Source organism: Streptomyces sp. Wb2n-11 (genome assembly GCF_001049855.1).
GTDB lineage: Bacteria > Actinomycetota > Actinomycetes > Streptomycetales > Streptomycetaceae > Streptomyces > Streptomyces altiplanensis.
On record NZ_CVPB01000001.1, the window covers coordinates 2,058,199 to 2,083,046 of the forward strand.

At 70.9% G+C, this 24,848-nt stretch carries 24 protein-coding genes, 1 pseudogene and 1 riboswitch; of the genes and pseudogenes, 7 read left to right on the top strand and 18 right to left on the bottom strand.

The features are described 5' to 3' along the window. Window positions 1-25: 25 nt before the first annotated feature. The 3 genes and pseudogenes from BN1555_RS09035 to BN1555_RS09045 form a co-directional block, all read right to left on the bottom strand. A pseudogene (locus tag BN1555_RS09035) lies at window positions 26-1,041 on the bottom strand (methionine synthase). Beyond that, window positions 1,038-1,727: an SDR family oxidoreductase gene (locus BN1555_RS09040; protein WP_093798887.1), complete on the bottom strand. Its 690-nt coding sequence runs from the start codon at window positions 1,725-1,727 to the stop codon at window positions 1,038-1,040. Before BN1555_RS09040 ends, BN1555_RS09035 begins: the two are co-directional and overlap by 4 nt. A 16-nt stretch (window positions 1,728-1,743) precedes the next feature. Further along, the gene (locus BN1555_RS09045; protein WP_093798888.1) at window positions 1,744-2,307 is read right to left on the bottom strand and encodes an LOG family protein; all 564 of its coding nucleotides are present in this window, start codon (window positions 2,305-2,307) and stop codon (window positions 1,744-1,746) included. Between the two features lie 106 nt (window positions 2,308-2,413). Here BN1555_RS09045 and BN1555_RS09050 point away from each other — a divergent pair, with 106 nt between their 5' ends. After that, window positions 2,414-3,193, top strand: a complete 780-nt coding sequence (locus BN1555_RS09050; RefSeq protein ID WP_093803287.1) for an alpha/beta fold hydrolase — start codon at window positions 2,414-2,416, stop codon at window positions 3,191-3,193. 71 nt (window positions 3,194-3,264) lie between these two features. Here BN1555_RS09050 and mnmA read toward each other — a convergent pair whose 3' ends face one another. Beyond that, the gene (gene mnmA / locus BN1555_RS09055) at window positions 3,265-4,383 is read right to left on the bottom strand and encodes a tRNA 2-thiouridine(34) synthase MnmA (RefSeq protein ID WP_093798889.1); all 1,119 of its coding nucleotides are present in this window, start codon (window positions 4,381-4,383) and stop codon (window positions 3,265-3,267) included. A 54-nt stretch (window positions 4,384-4,437) separates the two neighbouring features. On the opposite strand from mnmA, the gene BN1555_RS09060 reads away from it, so the two are divergent. Continuing rightward, window positions 4,438-5,118 (top strand): N-acetylmuramoyl-L-alanine amidase, encoded by a 681-nt coding sequence (locus tag BN1555_RS09060; protein WP_093798890.1) that lies wholly within the window; start codon window positions 4,438-4,440, stop codon window positions 5,116-5,118. Window positions 5,119-5,178: 60 nt separating this feature from the next. On the opposite strand, the gene BN1555_RS09065 is transcribed toward BN1555_RS09060, so the two are convergent. The 3 genes from BN1555_RS09065 to BN1555_RS38910 form a co-directional block, all read right to left on the bottom strand. Beyond that, window positions 5,179-6,348, bottom strand: a complete 1,170-nt coding sequence (locus BN1555_RS09065; RefSeq protein WP_093798891.1) for a cysteine desulfurase family protein — start codon at window positions 6,346-6,348, stop codon at window positions 5,179-5,181. A 65-nt stretch (window positions 6,349-6,413) separates the two neighbouring features. Further along, window positions 6,414-6,704 carry a DUF4190 domain-containing protein gene (locus tag BN1555_RS09070; protein ID WP_093798892.1) on the bottom strand — a complete coding sequence of 97 codons (291 nt, stop codon included), beginning with the start codon at window positions 6,702-6,704 and terminating at the stop codon, window positions 6,414-6,416. Between the two features lie 7 nt (window positions 6,705-6,711). Next, window positions 6,712-6,876: a hypothetical protein gene (locus tag BN1555_RS38910; protein WP_093798893.1), complete on the bottom strand. Its 165-nt coding sequence runs from the start codon at window positions 6,874-6,876 to the stop codon at window positions 6,712-6,714. Between the two features lie 97 nt (window positions 6,877-6,973). Between BN1555_RS38910 and BN1555_RS09080 the strand changes: the two genes are divergently transcribed. Next, complete coding sequence (locus BN1555_RS09080; RefSeq protein ID WP_093798894.1) at window positions 6,974-7,600, top strand: TetR family transcriptional regulator; 627 nt, start codon at window positions 6,974-6,976, stop codon at window positions 7,598-7,600. Here the strand turns inward: BN1555_RS09080 and BN1555_RS09085 are convergent. The 11 genes from BN1555_RS09085 to BN1555_RS09135 all read right to left on the bottom strand — a co-directional run bounded on the left by BN1555_RS09085 (window position 7,569) and on the right by BN1555_RS09135 (window position 19,344). Beyond that, window positions 7,569-8,600, bottom strand: coding sequence for a helix-turn-helix transcriptional regulator (locus tag BN1555_RS09085; protein WP_093798895.1), 1,032 nt, complete (start codon window positions 8,598-8,600; stop codon window positions 7,569-7,571). The two genes, BN1555_RS09080 and BN1555_RS09085, sit on opposite strands and share 32 nt — an antisense overlap. Before the next feature lie 42 nt (window positions 8,601-8,642). After that, on the bottom strand, window positions 8,643-9,488 hold the full coding sequence (locus BN1555_RS09090; protein WP_093803289.1) for a thioesterase family protein: 846 nt from the start codon (window positions 9,486-9,488) through the stop codon (window positions 8,643-8,645). A gap of 26 nt (window positions 9,489-9,514) precedes the next feature. Continuing rightward, window positions 9,515-10,189: a trimeric intracellular cation channel family protein gene (locus BN1555_RS09095; RefSeq protein ID WP_093798896.1), complete on the bottom strand. Its 675-nt coding sequence runs from the start codon at window positions 10,187-10,189 to the stop codon at window positions 9,515-9,517. An 18-nt stretch (window positions 10,190-10,207) separates the two neighbouring features. Further along, window positions 10,208-11,380 (bottom strand): ABC transporter ATP-binding protein, encoded by a 1,173-nt coding sequence (locus BN1555_RS09100; RefSeq protein ID WP_255305949.1) that lies wholly within the window; start codon window positions 11,378-11,380, stop codon window positions 10,208-10,210. 20 nt (window positions 11,381-11,400) lie between these two features. Then, a complete protein-coding gene (locus BN1555_RS09105; RefSeq protein WP_093798898.1) occupies window positions 11,401-12,501 on the bottom strand; it encodes an ABC transporter ATP-binding protein in 1,101 nt (366 codons plus the stop codon). A 38-nt stretch (window positions 12,502-12,539) separates the two neighbouring features. Continuing rightward, window positions 12,540-13,538 (bottom strand): ABC transporter permease, encoded by a 999-nt coding sequence (locus BN1555_RS09110; protein WP_093798899.1) that lies wholly within the window; start codon window positions 13,536-13,538, stop codon window positions 12,540-12,542. A gap of 116 nt (window positions 13,539-13,654) precedes the next feature. Further along, window positions 13,655-15,430 (bottom strand): ABC transporter substrate-binding protein, encoded by a 1,776-nt coding sequence (locus BN1555_RS09115; RefSeq protein ID WP_176710000.1) that lies wholly within the window; start codon window positions 15,428-15,430, stop codon window positions 13,655-13,657. Between the two features lie 116 nt (window positions 15,431-15,546). Next, the gene (locus BN1555_RS09120) at window positions 15,547-16,545 is read right to left on the bottom strand and encodes an ABC transporter permease (protein WP_093798900.1); all 999 of its coding nucleotides are present in this window, start codon (window positions 16,543-16,545) and stop codon (window positions 15,547-15,549) included. 402 nt (window positions 16,546-16,947) lie between these two features. After that, window positions 16,948-17,748, bottom strand: coding sequence for an enhanced serine sensitivity protein SseB C-terminal domain-containing protein (locus BN1555_RS09125; protein ID WP_093798901.1), 801 nt, complete (start codon window positions 17,746-17,748; stop codon window positions 16,948-16,950). 71 nt (window positions 17,749-17,819) lie between these two features. Beyond that, window positions 17,820-18,593 (bottom strand): enhanced serine sensitivity protein SseB, encoded by a 774-nt coding sequence (locus BN1555_RS09130; RefSeq protein ID WP_176710001.1) that lies wholly within the window; start codon window positions 18,591-18,593, stop codon window positions 17,820-17,822. A 10-nt stretch (window positions 18,594-18,603) separates the two neighbouring features. Then, window positions 18,604-19,344 (bottom strand): AAA family ATPase, encoded by a 741-nt coding sequence (locus BN1555_RS09135; protein WP_093798902.1) that lies wholly within the window; start codon window positions 19,342-19,344, stop codon window positions 18,604-18,606. Between the two features lie 170 nt (window positions 19,345-19,514). Next, window positions 19,515-19,633, top strand: a riboswitch (glycine riboswitch). Between the two features lie 140 nt (window positions 19,634-19,773). Here BN1555_RS09135 and gcvT point away from each other — a divergent pair. From gcvT to BN1555_RS09155, 4 genes are all read left to right on the top strand, one after another. Further along, a complete protein-coding gene (gcvT, locus tag BN1555_RS09140; protein ID WP_093798903.1) occupies window positions 19,774-20,889 on the top strand; it encodes a glycine cleavage system aminomethyltransferase GcvT in 1,116 nt (371 codons plus the stop codon). Between the two features lie 58 nt (window positions 20,890-20,947). Then, window positions 20,948-21,328, top strand: a complete 381-nt coding sequence (gcvH, locus tag BN1555_RS09145) for a glycine cleavage system protein GcvH (protein ID WP_093798904.1) — start codon at window positions 20,948-20,950, stop codon at window positions 21,326-21,328. Between the two features lie 19 nt (window positions 21,329-21,347). Further along, a complete protein-coding gene (gene glyA / locus BN1555_RS09150) occupies window positions 21,348-22,610 on the top strand; it encodes a serine hydroxymethyltransferase (RefSeq protein WP_093798905.1) in 1,263 nt (420 codons plus the stop codon). Window positions 22,611-22,749: 139 nt separating this feature from the next. Next, on the top strand, window positions 22,750-24,117 hold the full coding sequence (locus BN1555_RS09155; protein WP_093798906.1) for an L-serine ammonia-lyase: 1,368 nt from the start codon (window positions 22,750-22,752) through the stop codon (window positions 24,115-24,117). Window positions 24,118-24,848 lie beyond the last annotated feature (731 nt).

Here is a 24,848-nt window from a genome sequence, read left to right on the forward strand (position 1 = left end):
CTTGTCCTTCCGTTCCCGATGCCCGTCACTCAGGGTTGTCCGCGAGTGATCTCGCCGCCCGGGCGCAGTGCGCGAGCGCCGCGCGCGCATACGCGGGAGAAGCCCCCGCGAGCCCGCACGACGGAGTGATCACCAGGGACTCGGCAAGAGTCCCCGGATTCAGCCCCAGCCTGCGCCACAGCGTCCTGACACCCATGACGCTACCGGCCGGGTCCGACAACGCGGTGTCGGTGCCCGGCACGATTCCGGCGAACAGCCGCGTACCGCCTTCCACCGCCTCGCCGATCGCCTCCTCGTCACGCTCGGTGAGCAGCGAGAAGTCGAACGAGACCCCGGCGGCGCCGGCCCGGCGCAGCAGGGCGAACGGTACGTCCGGCGCGCAGGAGTGGACCACCACGGGCCCCCGGCGGCCCCGGTCACGTCCCGCAGCGTCCCCTCGACGACCTGGCGATCCACCGCCCGGTACGTCCGGTACCCGCTCGCGGTCCTGACCTGCCCGCGCAGTACGGCCGTCAGCGACGGCTCGTCGAGCTGGAGCACCACCTGGGCGCCCGGCACCCGCCGCCGCACCTCCGTCAGGTGTGCCCGCACCCCCTCGGCCAGCGATTCCGTGAGGTCCCGGACCGCGCCCGGGTCGCCCAGGGCCGCCTCGCCGCCGCGCAGCTCCAGCCCCGCCGCCAGCGTCCACGGGCCGACGGCCTGCACCTTGAGCGGCCCCGTGTACCCCTGCGTGAACTCCTCCAGCGCGTCGAGGTCCTCCCCGAGCCAGGACCGCGCCCGCCGTGTGTCGCGCCCCGGCCGGTCGCTGAACCGCCAGCCGCTGGGTTCGAGGTGGACGTACATCTCGACGAGCATCCCGGCGGTCCGCCCGATCATGTCGGCCCCGGGGCCGCGCGCGGGCAGCTCCGCCAGGTGCGGGAAGTCCTCGAAGCTGCCCGTGACGGTCTTCGCGGCCTCCCGGGCGTCCCCGCCGGGCATCGAACCGACGCCGGTCGCCGGGCCCCACGCGTACGCGTCCGTGTGGTCGGTGGTCCCGCTCATCGGCCCGGCCGCACCGTCAGGTCGTTGACCTCCGCGTCGCGCGGCAGGTCGAGTGCCATGAGGATCGTCGTCGCGACCGACTCGGGGTCGATCCACCGCGAGGGGTCGTACTCCTTGCCCTCCTGGTGGTGGACCCTCTCCTGCATGGCGCTCGCGGTGCGTCCCGGATAGACCGAGGTGACGCGCACGCCGTTGTCGTGCTCCTCGTGGCGCAGCGCGTCGGCGAGGGCCTTCAGGCCGTGCTTGCTCGCGGCGTACGCACCCCACTGGGCGTGCGCGGCGAGGCCCGCGCCCGAGTTGACGAAGACCACGTGGCCCTTGTCGAGCCGGAGTTGGGGCAGGAAGAGCCGGGTCAGCTCGGCCGGGGAGATCAGGTTCACGTTCAGCTGACTGTGCCAGGCGCGGGTGCCGAGGTCGCCGATCCCGCCGAGGTCGACGACGCCCGCGATGTGCAGGAGCGAGTCCACCCGCTCCGGCATCGGCTGGTGGGAGAACGCCCAGGAGAGCCGGTCGGGGTTGGAGAGGTCGCCGACGAGCGTACGGGCGCCGGGGAGGCCCTCCGCGAGCTGCTTGGCGCGGCCCGCGTCGCGGGCCATCAGGACGACGTCGTCGCCGCGCTCGTGCAGGCGGCGGGCGACGGCGGCGCCGATGCCCGAGCCCGCTCCGGTGATCACATGTGTAGCCATAGGGCCCATGCTCGCATCACCGCACCCCGGCGCCCTCGGCGGCAGCCGCTGATGTCGCCGCCTCGAGGTAGGCCAGTGCCGCCACGCCGTCCTCGGCGAAGAAGACCAGGTCGGTGAGGGGAAGGGGCAGGAAGCCCTCCTCGTCCATCCGCTGGAACTGCTGCTTGAGGCCATCGTAGAAGCCCGCCGTGTTGAGCAGCACCACCGGCTTGGTGTGCAGGCCGTGCTTCTTCAGCTCCAGTATTTCGGTGGCCTCGTCCAGGGTGCCGGTGCCGCCGACCATGACGACGACCGCGTCGGACTTGGAGAGCAGCAGCGCCTTGCGCTCGGCGAGGTCCTTGGCGATCACCATCTCGTCGGCGTTCCTGCGCGCCGCGGCGCGCAGGAACTCCACCGAAACGCCCACGAGCCGCCCGCCCCCTTCCTGCACACCGTCCGCGACGACCTTCATCAGACCGGCTTCCGAACCGCCCCACACCAGGGTGTGGCCGCCCTTGCCGATCAGTTCGGCGAATTCGCGGGCGGGGCGCGTGTAGCGCTCGTCGAGGTCGGCGGCGGAGAGGAAGACGCAGATGTTCATCCCCCCAAAGTACGGGCCGCCTCCGGCACCGGGACGCCGGGGCGGTCCGCGGAAGTTTTTCCGCGTGCACCGATGAGTTCCGGTGAGCCGCCCGGTCACCCTCTTCATGACCAAAGTGATTTCGCGTGACGGGACTCCCCTCGCCTATGAAGTGCGTGGCGGGGGTGAGCCGTTGATCCTGGTGGGCGGTGCCTTCAGCACGGGCACCGCCGAGGCGCCGCTGGCGGCGTTGCTCGCGCCGCACTTCAGGGTGGTCACGTACGACAGGCGCGGTCGTGGCGGCAGCGGCGACACCGCCCCCTACGCGGTCGCGCGCGAGGTCGAGGATCTGGCGGCCCTCGTCGAGGAGCAGCGCGGACCCGTGTCGGTGTACGGCATGTCGTCGGGCGGGGCCCTGGTCCTGGAGGCGGCGGCGAGCGGCGTGCCGTTCGACCGGATCGCGGTGTACGAACCCCCCTTCACCGTCGTCGGGCCGGAGGACAGGATCGCGAAGGCGCGGTACGCGGCGCGGCTTCGCGCACTGCTTTCGGCGGGGGACCGCGGGGGCGCCGCCGAGCTCTTCCTGTCGGTGGTCGGCATGCCGCCCGAGGTCGTCGCGCAGGTGCGCAGGGCGCCGATGTGGCCGGAGCTGGAGGCGGTGGCGCCGACTCTGGCGTACGACGACGCGGTGACGGGCGACGGCACGGTGCCGGCCGGGCGGCTGGCGTCCGTCAGGGCGCCGGTGCTCGTCGTCGACGGCGGGGCGAGCCCGTACGTGATGCGCGAGGCGGCCCGTCAGGTGGCGGGAGCGGTGCGGTGCGGCCGCCACCGCACACTGACGGGTCAGGTCCACGACGTCGCACCGCAGGTGCTGGCGCCGGTACTGCGGGAGTTCTTCGCGGCGTGACGGCGTGGAGGACTCCGCCCCGGGCCCCCTGCTCCTCGCTCCCCTGCCGCCGGAGAGGCCGGAGCCGCCGCTCAGGCCAGGGCCGTCGCCCGCGCCGTCGTCGCGATGGTCGCCGAGCCGACCACGCGCGTGCCGTCGTACAGCACGATCGCCTGGCCGGGTGCGACGCCGCGCACCGGCTCGGCGAAGGTGACGCGCAGCTCGCCGTCGACCAGCTCCGCGGTGACCTCGGTCTCGTCGCCGTGCGCGCGCAGCTGGGCCGTGTACGTGCCGCTGCCGGCCGGGGCCGTGCCGCACCAGCGGGGCCTGATGGCCGTGAGGGCGGTGACGTCGAGGGCCTCGACCGGGCCCACCGTCACCGTGTTGTTCACCGGGGAGATGTCCAGGACGTAGCGCGGCTTGCCGTCGGGGGCGGGGTGGCCGATGCGCAGGCCCTTGCGCTGGCCGATGGTGAAGCCGAAGGCGCCCTCGTGAGTGCCGACCTTGGTGCCCGACTCGTCGACGATGTCGCCCTCGGCCGAGCCGAGGCGGTTCGCCAGGAAGCCCTGGGTGTCGCCGTCCGCGATGAAGCAGATGTCGTGGCTGTCGGGCTTCTTCGCGACCGCCAGGCCCCGGCGCTCGGCCTCCGCGCGGATCTCGTCCTTGGTGGTGAGGGTGTCGCCGAGCGGGAACATCGCGTGCGCCAGCTGCCGCTCGTCGAGGACCCCGAGGACGTACGACTGGTCCTTGGCCATGTCGGAGGCGCGGTGGAGCTCGCGGCTGCCGTCCTCGTTCAGTACGACGGTCGCGTAGTGGCCGGTGGCCACCGCGTCGAAGCCGAGCGCGAGCGCCTTGTCGAGCAGCGCCGCGAACTTGATCTTCTCGTTGCAGCGCAGGCAGGGGTTGGGGGTGCGCCCCGCCTCGTACTCGGCGACGAAGTCCTCGACGACGTCCTCGCGGAAGCGCTCGGCGAGGTCCCAGACGTAGAACGGGATGCCGATGACGTCGGCGGCCCGGCGCGCGTCGCGCGAGTCCTCGATGGTGCAGCAGCCGCGCGCGCCGGTGCGGAACGACTGCGGGTTGGCGGACAGGGCGAGGTGTACGCCGGTCACGTCGTGCCCGGCCTCGGCGGCTCGGGCGGCGGCAACGGCGGAGTCGACCCCGCCGGACATGGCGGCGAGGACACGGAGGCGGCGCGGGGTCTCAGTCATAGCTCTCCCAGGGTAGACGGAACCACCGACAGGGCCGAAAGCGTTATCAGGCTCATGGGACACAAGAGGCCGGCAGGCACGGGCAGAGGGCCGAGCAGACGCACCCTGCTCATCGGGGGTGGTGCGGCCGTGGTGGGCGGGACGGCCGCCGTGTTCGGGGAGGAACTGTCCCGGCTGTGGTGGCTCGTGCCGGGCGTCGACAAGCAGCGCACGGAGGGAGAGGTGGATCACAAGGGCGCCCGGTGGGTGGCGGCGTCGGCCGCGAACCTGCGGACCGCCGACCGGCCCGCCGACTACTCCATCGACCGGATCGTGATCCATGTGACGCAGGGCAGCTTCGCTTCGGCCGTGCGCGTCTTCAAGGACCCGCTGCACGCGGCGGCCGCGCACTACATCGTGCGCGCGAAGGACGGGCACATCACGCAGATGGCGCGGGAGCTCGACGTCGCCTTCCACGCCGGGAACCGCTCGTACAACGAACGGAGCGTCGGCATCGAGCACGAGGGCTTCGTCGACCGGCCGGAGGACTTCACCGACGTGATGTACCGGTCGTCGGCCCGCCTCGCCGCCGGGATATGCCGGCGGTACGGGATACCCGCCGACCGGGAGCACATCATCGGCCACGTCGAGGTGCCGGGCACCGACCACACGGATCCGGGCCCGCACTGGGACTGGGACCGCTACCTGCGGCTGGTACGGGAGGAGCTGGCGGGCGGCCCGCCCGTCAAGGCGTAGCCGTCCGTCACCCGTCACGGCGCAGCCGGCCGTCAGGACGCGGCCGGGGCCCGGCAGCCGTCAGACGAGCCCTGCCGTGCGCGCCCGCTCGACCGCCGGGCCGATCGCGTCCGCCACCGCCGTCACGTCCTCGGCGGTCGAGGTGTGCCCGAGCGAGAAGCGGAGCGTGCCGCGGGCCAGGTCGGGGTCGGTCCCGGTGGCCAGCAGGACGTGACTGGGCTGGGCGACTCCGGCCGTACAGGCGGACCCGGTGGAGCACTCGATGCCCTGCGCGTCGAGGAGGAGGAGCAGGGAGTCGCCCTCGCAGCCGGGGAAGGTGAAGTGGGCGTTGGCCGGCAGCCGACCGCCCGGGGACGGATCGCCGCCGAGGACCGCTTCCGGCACCGCGGCGCGCACGGCCGCGACCAGGTCGTCGCGCAGGCCGCCGATCTCGCGGGCGAACCACTCGCGCCGCTCGGCCGCGATCCGGCCGGCCACCGCGAAGGCGGCGACGGCCGGGACGTCGAGGGTGCCGGAGCGTACGTGCCGCTCCTGGCCGCCGCCGTGCAGCACGGGCACGGGGGTGTACTCACGGCCGAGCAGCAGCGCGCCGATGCCGTACGGGCCACCGATCTTGTGCCCGGACACGGTCATCGCGGCGAGTCCGGAGGCGGCGAAGTCGACCTCCAGCTGCCCGAACGCCTGCACCGCGTCGGCATGCAGCGGCACTTCGAACCCGGCTGCCACGTCGGCCAGTTCACGGACCGGCATGACGGTGCCGATCTCGTTGTTGGCCCACATCACGGTGGCCAGGGCGACATCGGACGGGTCGCGTGCGATGGCGGCGCGGAGCGCTTCCGGGTGGACCCGTCCGTACGCGTCCACGGGCAGGTACTCGACGGTCGCGCCCTCGTGCTCGCCCAGCCAGTGGACGGCGTCCAGCACCGCGTGGTGCTCGACGGGGCTGGCCAGGACGCGGGTCCTGCGCGGGTCGGCGTCCCGCCGCGCCCAGTACAGGCCCTTGACGGCGAGGTTGTCGGCCTCGGTGCCGCCCGCGGTGAGGACCACCTCGCTGGGCCGGGCGCCGAGGGACTCGGCGAGCGTCTCGCGGGCCTCCTCGACGGTACGCCGCGCCCGTCGGCCGGCGGCGTGCAGGGACGAGGCGTTGCCGGTGACGGCGAGCTGGGCGGTCATCGCCCCGACCGCTTCCGGAAGCATCGGGGTGGTCGCGGCGTGGTCGAGGTAGGCCATGGTGCACTCGATTCTACGAGCCCGCCGGCCGTCCCCCGGCCCCGCCCTCGTCCCGTCGCGCCCGGTCAGCCGCCGAGGGACCAGGACACGGTGCCGTCGGCCGAGGCGAGGACGGCGAGGACCACCAGGTCGGCCGCCCCGAGGCCGAGGCCGAGCAGCGCCCTGCCCCGGCGTCCGGTGCCCCGCCGCAGGGCCAGGGAGGCCAGGACCATGGCGGCGGGCCCGAGGAAGATGTTGAAGACGAGCAGCCCGACGAGGCCGAGGACGAACGAGGCGACGGCCGTCCCGTCGGGGTCCCGCGTGCCGGTCCGGGCGCGCGCGGAAGCGGAGGCGGAGGCGGATGCGGTGAACTCCATGGCGTGCTCAGCTCCTTCGGACGGACCGTCGCGCGTGACGCTCACGGGCGGCGAAGACCAGCAGCCAGAGACCGATGAGTCCGGCGGCGACGAGAGACGCCGGGACCGGCACGTGCGCCACCGATCCCACCAGCACCCCCAGCAACAGCAGAGCCGCTACGAGGACGAACACGTGAACCCCTCCTGAGAGTACGGTTGTTCACTGACTACCCAGTCTAGGCTTCCCCCCGGGGCTTCCGGCAATAGAGAACAGTTGTTTACTGAATGCCATGAGTCACACCGCCGGCATCCGTCAGGCCCAGAAGCAGAAGACCCGCCGGTCCCTCATGGAGGCGGCCCTCGTCCTGCTGGAGGACCAGAGCCTGAGCAGTCTCGGCCTGCGCGAGGTCACCCGGGCGGTCGGTCTCGCCCCGACCGCCTTCTACCGGCACTTCCGTGACACGGCGGACCTCGGCGTCGCACTCGTGGACGAGGCTCTCGGCAGCCTGCACGTGGTGATCCGCGCGACCCTCGCCGCGACCGGCGACAGCGCCGAGCGCATCGACGGCGCGGTCGGCCTCATCGCCCGCCACGTCCACGCGTACCCCGCCCACGTCCGCTTCATCGCCCGCGAACGCCACGGCGGCGTGGCGCGGGTGCGGGCCGCGATAGGCGGGCAACTGGGCCTGTTCGCGGACGAGGTGGCGGCCTGGCTGCGCACGCAGCCCGATTCCGCGGGCTGGAGCGAGGAGGACCTGCGGATGCTCGCGCACGTCTACGTCGACCACATGGTGATGACCGCGTCCGCGTTCCTGGAGGCCGAGCCGCACGGGGACGAGCGTGTCGAGGCCGCCGCCTCCCTCGCCCGCCGTCAGCTGCGCCTGGTCAGTCTGGGCCGCCGCCACTGGCTGGACTGACGCCGGGCGGGGGCCCGGCGCCACCCCCGCCCCCGCTTCCGTTCCCGTCCCCGTACAACTCCGCGACCGCCGCCGACGCCCTGGCCAGTTCCGCGCGCACCTCCGGGGGCGAAAGCACCTCCACGCGCTCCCCGAAGGCCAGCAGCGAGCGGGCCTCGGGGAGTGAGCCGAAGACCAGGTCCACCGCCGCCCACTCCCCGTCCAGCGGCTGCGGCCGCGCCGCGAGGTGCGAGGCGTGGACGCGTACGAACAGCTCCAGCCGGGACAGCGTCACCCTCGCCCGCACCCGCACCGCCGTGGGCCGCTCCTCCACCCGGCGCCGCAGCACCTGCCAGACGTCGGCCAGTTCCACGCCGGGCCGCCGCCGCACGGGCTCGTCGGTGGACGTGGCCGCGTGCACGCGGTCGGCGCGGTAGAGCGCGGGGCTGCCCTCGTGGTCCGCGACGAGGTACCAGACGCCCGCCTTGACCACGAGTCCGTACGGGTCGACGGTGTACGTCCGCACCCGGCCCGTTCCGCCGTGCCGGTAGCTCAGGCGCAGTCGGCTGTCCGCGAAGACCGCGCCCTGGAGCTCCGCCAGGTCGGCCTCGGGCGGTGGCGCGCCCCGCCAGCGCAGCGGGTCGACGAGGATGCGCCGGCTGGTCAGTTCCGCGGCGGGGCGGTGCGGCTCGGGCAGTGCGGCCATCACCTTGCGCAGCGCGGATTCGAGCGCCTCGCCGAGTCCGAGCGCGGTGTGGGCGCCCTGCGCGGCCAGGACGAACAGGGCCCGCGACTCGTCACCGGTCAACCCCGTCACATCGGTGCGGAAGCCGGGCAGCAGCGCGATCCCGCCGTGCCGCCCGCGCTCCGCGTACACCGGGACGCCCGACGCCGACAGCGACTCGACGTCCCGGTAGATGGTGCGTACGGAGACTTCCAGCCGCTCGGCCAGCTCGGCGGCCGGGATCAGCCCCCTGGTCCGGAGCAGCAGGAGTATCGACAGCAGCCGTTCTGATTTCACGGCGCCCATCCTGCTCGAAGAGGCCCGCCCGGGGGCCGGGAATCAGCCGCGGGGCGCCCGCGCCAGCTGCCGGGACTGGGCGACGAGCCGGTCCGCGCTGTCCCAGACCTCCGCGTCCTCCTCCAGGAAGCCGCCCGCGAGGTTGCGGGTGGTGATGCAGACGCGCAGCGGTCCGGGAGCGGGGCGGCAGCGTATGTGGGTGGTGAGCTCGACGGTCGGCGTCCAGCCCTTGAGGCCCAGCTCGAACGAGGTCGGCGGCAGGGCGTCGACCGCGAGCAGCAGCGAGAGCGGGTCGGCGTCACGGCCGTCGGCGAGGCCGAACCAGCCGCGCATCTCGCCCTTGCCGGAGGGTGCGCCGACGGCCCAGCCGGCGGTGGCGGGGTCGATCCTGACGTCGAGCCGGCCGGTGATGGCCGAACTCCCCGGGATGACGACGGACCCGGCGTCCGCGCCCAGGCAGTGCTCGTACGGCGGCATGGCCGGCGGCTTCGCGGCCGTGCGGACGTCGTCGGGCAGGGCGTCGAGGTCGCCGTACGAGGCGAGGACGCGGATCCGCTCGACCTCGGTGCCGTCCTCGGCGTACTGGAAGAGGGATGCCTGGCCGGTGGAGAGGGTGCGCCCGGCGCGGACGGTCTGCGTGCGGACGACCGCTCTGCCCGGCACGGAGGGGGTCAGGTAGTGCGCGGAGACGGTGAACGGGTCGGGGTGCGGCAGGGCGTCGCCGAGCGCCCGGCCGAGCAGGGCGAGGAGGTAGCCGCCGTTGACGGCGAGGAGGATCGTCCAGCCCTCGGAGAGCTCCGCGTCGTAGACGCCCGGTTCGTCCGGTGCGCGCGAGGAGAGGGCGGTGTCACGGTCGAACTCGCTGTCTCCGATGGATGCCTGTGCCATGGCATGCACCGTACACCGATACATTACTAAGCGGTAGCTTCAGATTTTTCCTCGGCCTTAGCCGAGTTCCGGTGCCAGGCGCGCGGCGCCCGCCAGTGGAAGCGCAGCGCCAGCAGGCGCAGCAGGAAGGCCGCGACGACGGCGACCGCGCTGGTCACCGCGTTCAGTGCGTCGAAGCGTATGAACAGGGCGACCATCGAAGCTCCGACGATCGCGGGGACGGCGTACAGATCACGGTCCCAGCGCAGCAGCGAGGGCACCTCGTTGGCGAGGACGTCCCGCAGGACGCCGCCGCCGACGGCGGTCGCCAGGCCCAGGGCGGCCGAAGCGGTCAGGCCGAGCCCGTGGTCGTACGCCTTGGTGGTGCCCGTGACGCAGAACAGCCCGAGCCCGGCCGCGTCGAAGGCCATCACCGAGCCCTGGATGCGTTCCACCTCGGGGTGGAGGAAGAAGACCAGGGCGGCCGCGATCAGCGGGGTGGTGAAGTACCCCAGGTCGGTGAAGGCGGCCGGCGGCACCGCGCCGATGATCAGGTCGCGGAGCAGCCCCCCGCCCAGCGCGGTGACCTCTGCGAGCACCACGATGCCGAAGACGTCGAAGTTCTTGCGGACGGCGAGCAGGGCGCCGGAGATCGCGAAGACGAAGATCCCGACGAGGTCGAGCGCATGCTGGACGGAGGGCGTGAAGAGTTCCTGGAACACCGGGCAATTGTGCCGGTTCTATTCCTTGCCGGTGTCCTCCGTGTCCGCGGGTCCGGCTTCGCCCCCGGTTTCGCCCGCCGCCTTCGCCGCCGCCGCGGGTGGCGTGACGTCGACGAGCGCGATCGCCTCGCGCGCCGTGTCGAGCACGACGGACGACTCCGGCGCCTGGTCGGGCGCGTTCTCCGGGTGGTGGCAGGCCACCTGGTGACCGGTCTTCAGAGCCATCAGCGGCGGCTCCTCCGTCTTGCAGATCTCGGTCGCCTTCCAGCACCGCGTGTGGAAGCGGCAGCCCGAGGGCGGCGAGATCGGCGAGGGCACGTCGCCCTTGAGCAGGATGCGCTCGCGCTTGTGCTTGCTGCGCGGGTCGGGCACCGGGACGGCCGAGAGCAGGGCCTTCGAATACGGGTGCATGGGCGACTCGTACAGTGCCTTGCGGTCCGCCAGCTCGACGATCTTTCCGAGGTACATCACGGCGATGCGGTCCGAGACGTGCCGGATGACCGACAGGTCGTGCGCGATGATCACGTACGTCAACCCGAGCTCGTCCTGGAGGTCGTCCAGCAGGTTCACCACCTGCGCCTGGATCGACACGTCCAGCGCCGACACCGGCTCGTCGGCGACGACCAGCTTCGGCTTGAGCGCGAGCGCCCGCGCGATGCCGATGCGCTGGCGCTGCCCGCCGGAGAACTCGTGCGGATAGCGGTTGTAGTGCTCCGGGTTGAGGCCCACCAGCTCCAGCAGCCGCTGGACCTCCCGCTTCACCCCGCCCTCGGGCGTGATGTCCTGCAGTTTGAAGGGCGCGCTGATGATCGTGCCGACCGTGTGGCGCGGGTTCAGCGAGGAGTACGGGTCCTGGAAGATCATCTGTACGTCGCGGCGCAGCGGACGCATCTGTCCGGTGCCGAGGTGGGTGATGTCCCGGCCCTCGAACTCGATCTTCCCGCTGGTGGGCTCCAGCAGGCGCGTGATCAGCCGGCCCATCGTCGACTTGCCGCAGCCCGACTCGCCGACCACACCCAGGGTCTCCCCCGGGCGCACGTCGAAATCGAGACCGTCGACGGCCTGGACCGCGCCGACCTGGCGCTGGAGCAGGCCCTTCCTGATGGGGAAGTGCTTCACCAGGCCGCCGACCCTCAGCAGGGGCTCGGGGGACGGCGGCGGCGAGGAGGACGCCTGCTCCGAGATCGTCACTTCGGGATCCTTCGTCTCGCTCACAGCTTCGGCGCAATCTCTTCGGCCCAGATCCGGGCCCGGTCCTCGGCCGCCATGTGGCACGCGGAGTAGTGCCGTGCGGATTCCTGTCCGGACAGCACCTTGAGTTCCGGCCGCTCGGTGCGGGTGATCCCGCCCTTGGGCACGTCCGCGTACGGGCAGCGCGGGTGGAAGGCGCAGCCGCTGGGGATGTTGATCAGGCTGGGCGGCGAACCCTTGACCGGGATGAGGCGCTCGGTCTGGTCGCGGTCGATGCGCGGCATCGAACCCAGCAGGCCCCAGGTGTACGGGTGCTGGGGCTCGTAGAAGACCTTCTCCGCGGGACCGCGCTCGACGCACCGGCCCCCGTACATCACCAGGAGGTCGTCCGCGAGTTCGGCGACGACGCCCAGGTCGTGCGTGATGATGATGACCGCCGAGCCGAACTCCTTCTGCAGGTCCCGGATCAGGTCGAGGATCTGCGCCTGGACGGTGACGTCCAGGGCGGTGGTCGGCTCGTCGGCGATGAGCAGTTCGGGGTTGTTGACCAGCGCCATCGCGATCATCGCGCGCTGGCGCATACCGCCGGAGAACTCGTGCGGGTAGCCGTCGAACCGCTTGTCGGGCTGCGGGATGCCGACCCGGTCGAGCAGTTCGATCGCGCGCCGCTTGGCGGCCTTCTTGTCGACCTTGTTGTGGATGCGGTAGGCCTCCACGATCTGGTGGCCGATCGTGTAGTACGGGTGCAGCGCGGACAGCGGGTCCTGGAAGATCATCGAGATCTCGCGGCCGCGCAGCTTGCGTACGTCGTCGGGGTCGGCGGACAGCAGTTCCTTGCCGTCCAGCCAGATCTCGCCGGAGATCTGCGCCTTGCGCCGGCCGTACTGGCCGACGGTGTGCAGGCCCATGATGCCGAGCGAGGTCACCGACTTGCCGGATCCGGACTCGCCCACGATGCCGAGGGTCTTGCCCTTCTCCAGCTGGAAGGAGAGGCCGTCCACCGACTTGACGAGACCGTCGTCGGTGGGGAAGTGCACCTTGAGGTCGCGCACGTCGAGGAAGGCGTCCGGCTGCGGGGAGCCGGTGCGTACGGGCTCCCCGACCGCACCGGTCTTCGTCAAGGGGGCTCCAGGGGCCTCCCCCGGGACAGGCACAGTGGTCACGAGAGCCTCACTCGGGGGTCGATCACGGAGTACAGGATGTCCACGACGAGGTTCGCGAGCACGACGGCCGCGGCGGCGATGAGCGTGACACCCAGGATGAGCGGAAGGTCGAAGTCGCCGATCGCCTTGACGGCCGCCTGGCCGAGGCCCGGGAGGCTGAAGGCGGTCTCGGTGAGGATCGCGCCGCCGACCAGGGCGCCGAGGTCCATGCCGAGGATGGTGAGGATCGGCGTCATCGTCGAGCGCAGCGCGTGCTTGCCGACGACGACCGGTTCGCTCAGGCCCTTGGCCCGGGCGGTACGGATGTAGTCCTCGCCCAGGACCTCCAGCATGGTGGCGCGGGTGAGCCGGGCGTACATCGCGGCGTACAGGAAGGCGAGGGTCACCCACGGGAGCACCAGGCCGCTGAACCAGCCGAGCGGGTCCTGCGCGATGTCCACGTACTCGGCGTCGAACCAGCCGAGCTGGGTGCGGAAGATCGCCAGGGAGAGCAGCGCGGTGAAGTAGATCGGCAGCGACACACCGGCCAGCGCGATGGTCATCGCCGCACGGTCGATCGCGGTGCCCCGCTTGAGGGCGGAGATGATGCCGGTCGTGACACCGACGATGACCCACAGCACGCACGCACCGGCCGCCAGGGACAGCGTCACGGGGAGCCGCTCGGTCAGTACGGGCCAGATCTCCTGCTCGGTACGGAAGGAGTAACCGAAGCACGGCGCGTCGCAGTGGAACGACGAGCCGCCGCCGGTGTAGTCGCGGCCGACGAAGATTCCGCTGATGAAGTTCCAGAACTGCACCAGGATGGGATCGCCGAGGCCGAGCTTCTCCCGGACGCCTTCGACCGCGCCCGGGTCCGCCTGCTTGCCGATGAACATCGCGGCGGGGTCGCTGCCGGTCAGTTTCGGGATCACGTAGAAGATGCCGAAGGTCACGAGAGTGACCACGAGCAGCATCACGACGACGGCGGTCAGCCGCCGGATGAGGTATGCGAGCACTACGGTCGGCCCGGCGGCGGCCCGGGGATCCGGTGAGGGGTCCCCGGGCCGCCGCACGCGGCCATCACCTGCCCTTCGGGCTTAGCGGCGGGTGTGCCGGCGGAGCGAACGGACGGTCACTTGACGCCGATGGAGGCGTAGTCGTAACGGCCGTTGTAGGAGTCGGCCGTGTAGACGTTGGTCAGCCGCGAGCTGCGCCAGATCACGTTCTTCTCGAAGGTGAAGGGCAGGTAGACCGCGGCCTCGGAGACCTTCTCGTTGATCTGCTTGTAGAACTCGGCGGCCTTGTCCGGGTCCGTCTCCAGCAGCGCCTTGTCGAACAGGGCGTCGATCGCCTTGTCCTTCATCATCGAGAAGTTGTTGTTGCCGCTGTCGAGGATGAAGCGGCTGTCGACCAGCGGCTGCGAGAAGCCCTGACCGGACGGGAAGTCGGCACCCCAGCCCATGATGATGATGCCGTAGTTCTTCTTCTCGACGTTCTTGGGAGCGCCGATGATGCCGGAGGTCTGCGCACCGTCGTACTGGTCGATCTGCGCCTTGATGCCGACCTTCTCCAGGGACGCCTGCATCGACTCGGCGGTGGCGATCTCCTGCGGCTTGTTGTTGCGGACCGCGATCGTGGTCTCGAAGCCGTTCGGCTTGCCGCAGGCCTTGAGCTCTTCCTTGGCCTTCGCGACGTTGCCCGTGGTGTCCTTGAGGACGTTGTACGGGTCGTACTTCGGGTCGGCGCCCTTGATGCTCGGCGGCAGCATGTTGGTGGCGATGTCGCCGCCCGCCATCGGGCCGCCGCGAGCGGTCTGCAGCGACTTGTGGTCGGCGCCGTAGATGACTGCCTTGCGGCAGTGGATGTTGTCCATCGGCTTGACCGTCTGCGGGAACACCGCGTACCGGATGAAGCCGGTCTGCGGGTTGTCGACGTTGGCCTTGTGGTCGCGCAGCGCCTTGGTACGGCCGGCCGGGCTGATGCCGGTGGCGTTGATGTCGACGTCGTAGTCGCCCTCGATCAGGCGGTTGTCCATGTCGTCGGCGTTGGTGACGAGCTTGAGCGAGACCTTGTCCGGCAGCGCCTTGCGGACGGTGTCGGTCTCCTTCTTCCAGTTGGGGTTGCGGCTCAGCTCCATGCCCTTGTTGGGGGTGTAGGAGTCGATCTTGTACGGGCCGTTGGAGAAGGGCTTCAGGCCGTACTTCTCGACCGTGTCCTTGTCCTGGCGGACCGGCGTGGCGGCCGGCATGGCCAGCATCTGGAGGAAGTCGCCGTTGGGCTTCGGGAGCTTGAAGACGATGGTCTTGTCGTCCGGTGTCTCGATGGCCTTCAGGCCGAGCTTGTCGGCCGACTTGTCCTTGTACGGACCCTTGTACTCCTTCTTCGGGTCCAGGACCTGCTGGAGGTAGATCGGGCCGCCGGAGATCTTGTCCTGGGCCCAGATGCGCTCGATGCCGTACTTGACGTCCTTGGAGGTGACGGGCTTGCCGTCCTCCCAGGTGACGCCGTCCTTCAGCGTGAAGGTGTACGTCTTCTTGTCCGCGGAGACCTTGCCCGTGTCGGTCGCCATGTCGGCGACGAGCTCGGTGGACTCGGTGCCCGGAGAAGGTTTGAAGGTGATCAGCTGGCGCGTGTAGTAACGGGCGAAGTCCCACATGAAGCCGTAGTAACCGCGCTGCGGGTCCCAGGAGTCGGCGTCCTGCGTGCCGATGAACTTGATCGTGCCGCCCTTCTTGTCCGAGGCGTTCGCGATCTTGCCGACGGCCGCGTTGAAGCCGGGGGCCTTGCCGCCGCCGTCGGCCCCGTCGTCCTTGCCACCGCCGCCACAGGCCGCGGTACCGACGAGCGCGGCGACGACGAGCACCGCACTTGCGGCGAGCCGTCGCCTGGAAGAACTGTTGGCTGTCACGATCAGCAACCTCCGTGAGAGTGCCGGCCCTTGAGGGGACCGACGGTTGTGGTGGCCTCCTGACACATCGGCAGGGGCGGCGCGTAGGGCGTGTGCGGGTGATACGGGACGAACGGTCAGCGGGAACCCTTCGGGTCCAGCGCGTCGCGCACGCCGTCGCCGAAGAGGTTGAAGGCCAGCACGGTGACGAAGATGGCCACGCCGGGCGCGATCATGAACATCGGATCCGCCTCGTAGTACTCCTTGGCCTTGGAGAGCATCTGCCCCCAGGAGGCGGTGGGCGGCTTGACTCCGGCGCCCAGGAAGCTCAGGGCGGCCTCGCTGAGGACGTTGGTCGGGATCATCAGCGTCGTGTAGACGGTGATCGGCGCGACCAGGTTGGGCAGCAGCTCCTTGAACAGGATGTACGTCCGGCCCGCGCCGAGGCTGCGAGCCGCCTCGACGTACTCGCGCTCCCGGAGGGAGAGTGTCTGGCCCCGGACGATCCGGCCGACGTACGGCCACCCGAAGAAGCCGATGACGACGATGAGCGCGCCGATGCGCACACCGGAACCGCTGAACCCCCAGAGGGAGTTGGGCAGTACCGAGACCAGCGCGATGATGAAGAGGAGCTGCGGGAAGGCCAGCAGTACGTCCATCACGCGGCTGATCGCCGCGTCGACCCAGCCGCCGAAGTAACCGGCGATGATCCCGAAGACCGTGCCGAGCGCGACGGCGAAGAGGGCCGCGAGGAAGGCGACCAGCAGCGAGATCCGGGCCCCGTAGACGAGGCGGCTGAACACGTCGCGGCCGTTGACCGGTTCGACTCCCAGCAGGAAGTCGGAGCTCATGCCGCCCCAGCTGCCGATCGGCGTGCCGAACAGCGGGTCGATCTTGTCCTCGTGGAAGTCGTTCGGCGGGTGGCCGAACGCGCTGACGATCAAAGGCGCGAACACCGCGACCAGGATCAGGAACAACACGACGACGCCGCCGGCCAGCGCGACCTTGTCGCGCTTCAGACGCACCCATGCGATCTTCCAGGGCGAGCGGCCTTCGATGGCTTTCGCCGGGACATCGGCCGCGACGTCAACGGCCGCGGTCTCCGCCGCGCTCGTGTCGTGCAGTGGTGCCGTCATCGTGGTGGGGACCCCTCTCGGCTCGGCCGACGGTGGTCGGCCCGCGCCCGCCGCTGTAGCGGCTTGTTCGCATCGCAGGTGCAAGTGGTGCAGAAGGTGGTCGTACAAACGCATGTGACACAGGGAAAGCGGGCCGTACACAAGACCGACGTTCCTTGTTGCGGGAGTCTTCAACGAGCTCGCGATCACCCGCCAGACCTGGCGGGGAATGGATGCGCAACCGTGATGTGGCCTGCGGGCTTCCGTTATCCGAACATCTTGATCGGCTCAGCGGACCACAAGCACCCTTACGCACCAGACCGGACATGCCGCCCAACGGCCTCTATGAACTACCGAATTGGGTTGTACGCACAATCGGTGGGACGGGCGGGCCGGTCAGTGAGACGGGCGGGGCGAGCGCGTTCAGTAGGCGCGCGGCGCCGGGTAGCCGTAACCACCCTGCGGGGCGGAGGAGGGCGCGGCGGGAGCCTGCGCCTCGCGGTCGTAGAACGGGCGGGCGTTGGCGCGCAGCCACATGGCGACCGGGTCGTACGCGTCGGACATCGCGACGGTGGAGACGGGCAGCCCCTCGGGGACCGCGCCGACCGACTGCCGCATCATCGCGCGCACCGCGTCGACGGACTGCGGGCTCGTGTCGTAGAGGTCGAGTCCGATGGCCAGGTACGGCGCCCCGAGCGCCGGCTGCACCCAGGCGCGGCGCAGGGTGCGGACCGCGGGCGTACGGTGGGCGTTCTGCGTGAGCAGGGCGTAGAACTGGGGGATCTCGACGGCGGGTTCGGACAGCCGCAGCGGTCCGGCGGGCATCCGGTCGAGCCCCGTGGCGATACGCCGCAGATCGAGCCACGGGATGCCGACGCCGCCGCCGGGAGCGTGCGGGTTCAGCCAGATGCCCCAGCGGTCGGGGAAGAGCGCGCGGGCGACGTCCTGGCCCGTGACCACTTCGTACGCCCGGCTCCAGCCGCTCGCGGCGAGCTCCTGGGCGGAGGTGACGCACGGCGCGTAACCGAGTCCGTCGACCTCCATGTTTCCGTACTGGGCGTCGGGGGAGCCCGCCTGGCCGTGCCAGAGCAGCATCCAGACCCGGCCGCCGGCCGGGTCGGCGAGGGCGCGCAGCAGCGCCTCGTACGCGTCGTACCGCCCGGGGGTCACCTGGCGCAGCATGTGCTCGACCTGCCCGGCCGCCGCAGTGCCTGACGCGCTCACCCTGGGTCCCGCCCCTCTTCGATCCACCGTGTTGCACCAGCTTAAGCGGCAGCACCGACACAGAGCACGAGTCAGGCGCGCGTGTAGAAGGGCCGCACCTTCTCCAGCATCCAGCCCGCGACCGGGTCCTGCGCCACGTCCAGCAGGAGCAGGTTGACCGGCCAGGGCACCTGGACCCGGCCGAGCGCCCGGCCGAGCGCGTCCATCGGGGCGTTCGGGTCGGCACCCTCCCAGGTCGCCAGCTGCACGCCGACGAACAGCGCCGGGGACTCGCCCTCGATACTGGCGAGCGCCCGGCGGGCGGTCACCACCACACCGCTCTCCTCGAACTCACCGGCCGCGGCGGAGAGGAAGTCGACCGGCTCCTCCTGCCAGTCCGGTTCGAAGAGCCGCACCCTGCCCCCGGTGGCCGGCCCGTCCAGCGGCGTACGGCCGGCCCGGCAGAGCTCGGCGACGGCGGGCGGCGGCAGCGGCACGCCGACCGCGCCGTCCGGGTTCACGGCGATGCCGAGCTGCGGGGGCAGACCGCGGGCGAACTCGCGGGCGGGCGCCACGGCGAAGGACATGTGGGGCCCGGCGCACCGGCGCAGCTGCTCCTCGGAGCTGTACACGGGGACGTACGCCTCGCCGTGGAGGTCCAGGGTGGGCAGGTCGAGATTCGGGGAGTCGGGCCCGCCGCCGTTCGGCAGCGGCACCCACACCTGGCTGCGCCCCAGCACCTCGACGATGCGGGCGCCCGCGGCGGGGGCGCCGAGCGAGGCGGCCAGCACCTCTTCGAGCTCGTTGCCGGGCCAGCCGCCTCCGCCGTGCGGGTGGGCGGGCAGGGGGATGTCTGGGTAGTCCACGGGCACGACCCTAACGCGGCGCCGGCGGTACCCCGAGGGGCTGTTCCCCTAACCGGAACCGCGTCCCGGCCGGGAAGCCGATCCCCGTCAGCGCCCCCGCCGCGTCCCGGTCCAGCAGCACCGCCGACGCGCAGCCGGCCGGGAGTCTGCCGCCCTCCGCCTCCCGGACCAGCCGGCCCACCGCCCGCCGGTGCCGGGCGAACGCGTAGCCCGAGACCCCGCGGCCCCGCTCCTCCTGACCGGCCCGCGCCACCTGCGGCGTCACGTCGAGCAGCACCAGGTGCAGGGCGACGCCCCGCCGGCGGGCGTCGCGCGCCAGCCAGCGCCGCACCCAGGCGAGCGTGCCGCAGTCGTGGACCACGACGCTCCCGCCGGACCGCAGGGCGCGCCGCAGCCCGCCGTAGTGAGCGGCCCGCACGAGGGGGCGGTAGAGCGCGTACGGCAGCAGGCGCGGCATGCGCGCCTCCCACCGCTCGCGGACGTCCTGCGAGTCGATGCGGTGCACCCCCTCCGTCGCCGTACGCCGGATGAGGGTGCTCTTGCCGCTGCCGGGCAGCCCTGAGACGACCACGACGTCACCGGCCGCGAAGGCCAGCGTCCGCGGGCTGCGCCCGGCCCGCTCGCGCAGGTCGCGGACGGTGGGCACCGGCCGGCGGGCGCTCTCTCCGGCCTGCACGCCCTGCGGTGCGGGCACCGTGCCGTGCGTGGTGCCCGCGGTCGTCACGTACGCACCGGGCCGCTGCAACGTCATCGCACTCCCCCTGTCAGGTGTCCCCGCCCTTTTCCCCACCCTTGCCCAAGAAGTGTAAAGAAAAGGTAATGCGTCACAAGTGATTTGCGTCTGTGCCGAGGTGCCGCCCGGCCGTCCCGTCGGCGGAGGATGCGTGCAATGATGTGCGCGCCAACTCCATACCGGCCGCTTGAATCCGCGCGGGAGAGTCCGAAGCACGCAGAAGCACTCCAGGAGTGCCCGGTGCCCAGGACGCCGAAGGAGCAAGTCCCTCCCTTGAATCTCTCAGGCCCCGTACCGCGCGGGCGAGGCATATCTGAAAAGCGGGCCGCCGTGTCGCGGCTCCACCCAAGGTGCAAGCCGGGACTCTCCCGGTGAACCTCTCAGGTTCCGATGACAGATGGGGAGGATTGTCCTCACCTGTCATGCCCTGCCCTGGGAGCCCCACACATGAGCAACGCCCCCCGTCACACCGCCCTCGACGCGACTCATCGTTCGCTGGGCGCGACCATGACCGACTTCGCGGGCTGGGACATGCCGCTGCGGTACGCCAGCGAGCGCGACGAGCACAACGCCGTACGGACCCGCGCGGGCCTCTTCGACCTCTCCCACATGGGCGAGATCACCGTCACCGGCCCCCAGGCCGTGAACGCCCTCGACTACGCGCTCGTCGGCAACATCGGCACGATCGGCGTCGGCCGCGCCCGCTACACCATGATCTGCCAGGAGGACGGCGGGATCCTCGACGACCTGATCGTGTACCGGCTGGCCGAAACCGAGTACATGGTGGTGGCCAACGCCGGAAACGCCCAGACCGTCCTCGACGCGGTCACCGGGCGGGCGGCCGGATTCGACGCCGTCGTACGGGACGACCGTGACGCGTACGCCCTGATCGCCGTCCAGGGCCCCGAGTCCCCCGGGATCCTGAAGTCCGTCACCGACGCCGACCTCGACGGCCTGAAGTACTACGCCGGTCTGCCCGGCACCGTCGCCGGCGTCCCCGCCCTCATCGCCCGTACCGGCTACACCGGCGAGGACGGTTTCGAGCTGTTCGTGGCCCCGGCCGACGCCGAGAAGCTGTGGCAGGCGCTGACGGACGCGGGCAAGGACGCCGGCCTCGTCCCCGCCGGCCTCTCCTGCCGCGACACGCTGCGCCTCGAAGCGGGCATGCCGCTGTACGGGCACGAGCTGACCACCGCGCTGACCCCCTTCGACGCGGGTCTCGGCCGGGTCGTGAAGTTCGAGAAGGAGGGCGACTTCGTCGGCCGCGCCGCGCTCGAGGCCGCCGCCGAGCGCGCCGAGACCGCGCCGCCGCGCAGGCTGGTCGGCCTGGTCGCCGAGGGCCGCCGCGTCCCGCGCGCCGGTTTCCCCGTGGTCGCCGACGGCAAGGTCGTCGGCGAGGTCACCTCGGGCGCCCCGTCCCCGACGCTCGGCAGGCCGATCGCCATGGCGTACGTCGACGCCGCGCACGCGGCGCCCGGCACCTCCGGCGTCGGCGTCGACATCCGCGGTACGCATGAGCCGTACGAGGTCGTCGCGCTGCCGTTCTACAAGCGCCGGAAGTGACCCCCCGCACAACCTTCCCGTTCACCAGCACTCCCCCGCGTACAGGAGAATTCAGGTCATGAGCAACCCCCAGCAGCTGCGTTACAGCAAGGAGCACGAGTGGCTGTCGACCGCCGAGGACGGCGTCGCGACGGTCGGTATCACGGAGTTCGCGGCCAACGCGCTCGGTGACGTCGTCTACGCCCAGCTCCCGGAGGTCGGCGACACGGTGACCGCGGGCGAGACCTGCGGCGAGCTGGAGTCGACCAAGTCGGTCAGCGACCTGTACTCCCCGGTGACCGGTGAGGTCGTCGAGTCCAACCAGGACGTCGTGGACGACCCGTCGCTGGTGAATTCCGCCCCCTTCGAGGGCGGCTGGCTCTTCAAGGTGCGCGTCGCGGAGGAGCCGGCCGACCTGCTCTCCGCCGACGAGTACGACGCCTTCTCCTCCGGCAACTAAGACCTCGAACGGGACCGTGATGACGCTTCTCAACACTCCCCTCCATGAGCTCGACCCGGACGTCGCCGCCGCCGTCGACGCCGAGCTGCTCCGCCAGCAGTCCACCCTCGAAATGATCGCCTCGGAGAACTTCGCTCCGGTCGCGGTCATGGAGGCGCAGGGCTCCGTCCTCACCAACAAGTACGCCGAGGGCTACCCGGGCCGCCGCTACTACGGCGGCTGCGAGCACGTCGACGTGGTCGAGCAGATCGCCATCGACCGCATCAAGGCGCTCTTCGGCGCCGAGCACGCGAACGTACAGCCGCACTCGGGCGCCCAGGCCAACGCGGCGGCGATGTTCGCGCTGCTGAAGCCCGGCGACACGATCATGGGCCTGAACCTGGCCCACGGCGGTCACCTGACCCACGGCATGAAGATCAACTTCTCCGGCAAGCTCTACGACGTGGTCGCTTACCACGTGGACGACGCCACCGGCGAGGTCGACATGGCCGAGGTCGAGCGCCTCGCCAAGGAGTCCAAGCCGAAGCTGATCGTGGCCGGCTGGTCCGCGTACCCGCGTCAGCTGGACTTCGCCGCCTTCCGCCGCATCGCGGACGAGGTCGGCGCGTACCTCATGGTCGACATGGCGCACTTCGCCGGCCTGGTCGCCGCGGGCCTGCACCCCAACCCGGTGCCGCACGCCCACGTCGTCACCACGACCACGCACAAGACCCTCGGCGGCCCGCGCGGCGGAGTCATCCTCTCCACCGCCGAGCTCGCCAAGAAGATCAACTCGGCGGTCTTCCCCGGTCAGCAGGGCGGCCCGCTGGAGCACGTCATCGCCGCCAAGGCCGTGTCCTTCAAGGTGGCCGCGAGCGAGGAGTTCAAGGAGCGCCAGCAGCGCACCCTGGACGGCGCCCGCGTCCTGGCCGAGCGTCTGGTGCAGCCCGACGTCACCGAGCACGGCGTGTCCGTCCTCACCGGCGGCACGGACGTCCACCTGGTCCTCGTCGACCTGCGGAACTCCGAGCTCGACGGCCAGCAGGCCGAGGACCGTCTCCACGGTCTCGGCATCACGGTCAACCGCAACGCCATCCCGAACGACCCCCGGCCCCCGATGGTCACCTCGGGTCTGCGGATCGGTACGCCGGCCCTGGCCACCCGCGGTTTCCAGGCCGAGGACTTCGCCGAGGTCGCGGACATCATCGCCGAAGCGCTGAAGCCGTCGTACGACGCCGAGGCCCTGTCCGCCCGGGTGACCGCCCTGGCCGGCAAGCACCCGCTTTACCCTGGTCTGAAGTAGTTACGTACGGCACAGACTGAAATTCGGGGCACCGCGCACACTGAACAGTGAGTGCGGTGCCCCGCACCTTGTACCCGCCATTGATCATCTGCACCACCCCCGGCAGACAACGGCGTCTACCCACCCTTAGGAGTCCCCCGTGGCCATCTCGGTCTTCGACCTGTTCTCGATCGGCATCGGACCCTCCAGCTCTCATACGGTCGGGCCGATGCGCGCCGCCCGGCTCTTCGCGGGGCGCCTCAAGAACGACGGCCTGATGGCCCACACCACCTCGATACGCGCCGAGCTGTTCGGCTCGCTCGGGGCGACCGGTCACGGCCACGGCACCCCGAAGGCCGTGCTGCTCGGCCTGGAGGGGAACTCCCCGCGCACGGTCGACGTCGAGACCGCCGACGACCGGGTCGAGCGGATCAAGGCGGACCGGCGCATCAATCTGCTCGGTGCGCACGAGATCGGCTTCGACTTCGACGAGGACCTGGTCCTGCACCGCCGCAAGGCCCTCCCGTACCACGCCAACGGCATGACCCTGTGGGCGTACGACGCCCAGGGCGCGCCGCTGCTGGAGAAGACGTACTACTCGGTGGGCGGTGGTTTCGTCGTCGACGAGGACGCGGTCGGCGAGGACCGGATCAAGCTCGACGACACCGCGCTGAAGTACCCCTTCCGCACCGGTGACGAGCTGCTGCGCCTGGCCCGGGAGACCGGCCTGTCGATCTCCGCCCTGATGCTGGAGAACGAGAAGGCCTGGCGGACGGAGCCCGAGATCCGCGAGGGGCTGCTGGAGATCTGGCGGGCCATGCAGGACTGCGTCGCGCGCGGCATGTCCCAGGAGGGCATCCTGCCCGGCGGTCTGAAGGTACGCCGGCGCGCCGCGAACACCGCCCGCAAGCTTCGCTCCGAGGGCGACCCGCTGGCCCTGTCGATGGAGTGGATCACGCTCTACGCGATGGCGGTCAACGAGGAGAACGCCGCGGGCGGCCGCGTCGTCACCGCCCCGACGAACGGCGCCGCCGGCATCATCCCAGCCGTTTTGCACTACTACATGAACTTCGTACCGGGCGCGGACGAGGAGGGCGTGGTCCGCTTCCTGCTCTCCGCGGGCGCGATCGGCATGCTCTTCAAGGAGAACGCCTCGATCTCCGGCGCCGAGGTCGGCTGCCAGGGCGAGGTCGGCTCCGCCTGCTCGATGGCGGCCGGCGCGCTGGCCGAGGTCCTCGGCGGCACCCCCGAGCAGGTCGAGAACGCGGCCGAGATCGGCATGGAGCACAACCTGGGCCTGACCTGCGACCCGGTCGGCGGCCTGGTCCAGATCCCGTGCATCGAGCGCAACGGCATGGCGGCGGTCAAGGCCGTCACCGCGGCGAAGATGGCGATGCGGGGCGACGGCAGCCACAAGGTCTCCCTGGACAAGGTCATCAAGACCATGAAGGAGACCGGCGCGGACATGTCCGTGAAGTACAAGGAGACGGCCCGGGGCGGGCTCGCGGTGAACATCATCGAGTGCTGATGCCATAGGCCCTGACCAGCGCGTTTCCTTCTTTCAGCGCTGTCAGGGCCTTCCTCGCTTATCTGGCGGAAAGTCCCCGAAACCTCCCCGAGACAGACGTGAAAGTCCCTGAAAAGTCCCTGGGATGTCCCTGTAGGACTTGGCTGATCGCCGTTGCGGTAGGCCAACTTCCAGGCTGATCTGGCGCTCTTGCGGCCGACTCAGGTAGTGGTGCAGTGGGTACACGCCAGGTAGCGAAACCTACGCATTACGAGTTGTCCGGTCTCGCTCCGCGAGCATCCGCCACCGTCCGCCCCTCGCACCGAACGGCTGGACAGGCGCCTACTCGCACCCATGCGGGCGGCGGCGCACGCTCCCGGGCGGAGCAGGTACCGAGACCACGGTGCTGCTGGTCTCGGCCTCTAACCGCCGTGTCCCAATCGCTAAAGACAGAGAGCTGCAACCCGATTGCTTCTGGAGCCAGTAGGGAGGAAAATCGCTCTACTCAAGTGTGGACGTCATGGGGAAGGTGCCGTCTCAGTAGGGTGGGGGACATGGGGACGGATCGTCGCACTTTTGGATCTTGGCGCCTTCGAGGTGGCCGCTACGAGCAACAGGGTTTGCCCGTTGAGGTCTTGGCAGAGTTCGCCAGGTATGAGCGTCTCGTGGTCGACGTGGCACGCGGGTTGTACAAGCAGCGACACGCCACGCGACAGAGGGTGCCTAGGGGTTTCGCGTCCTCTTTCTCTCTC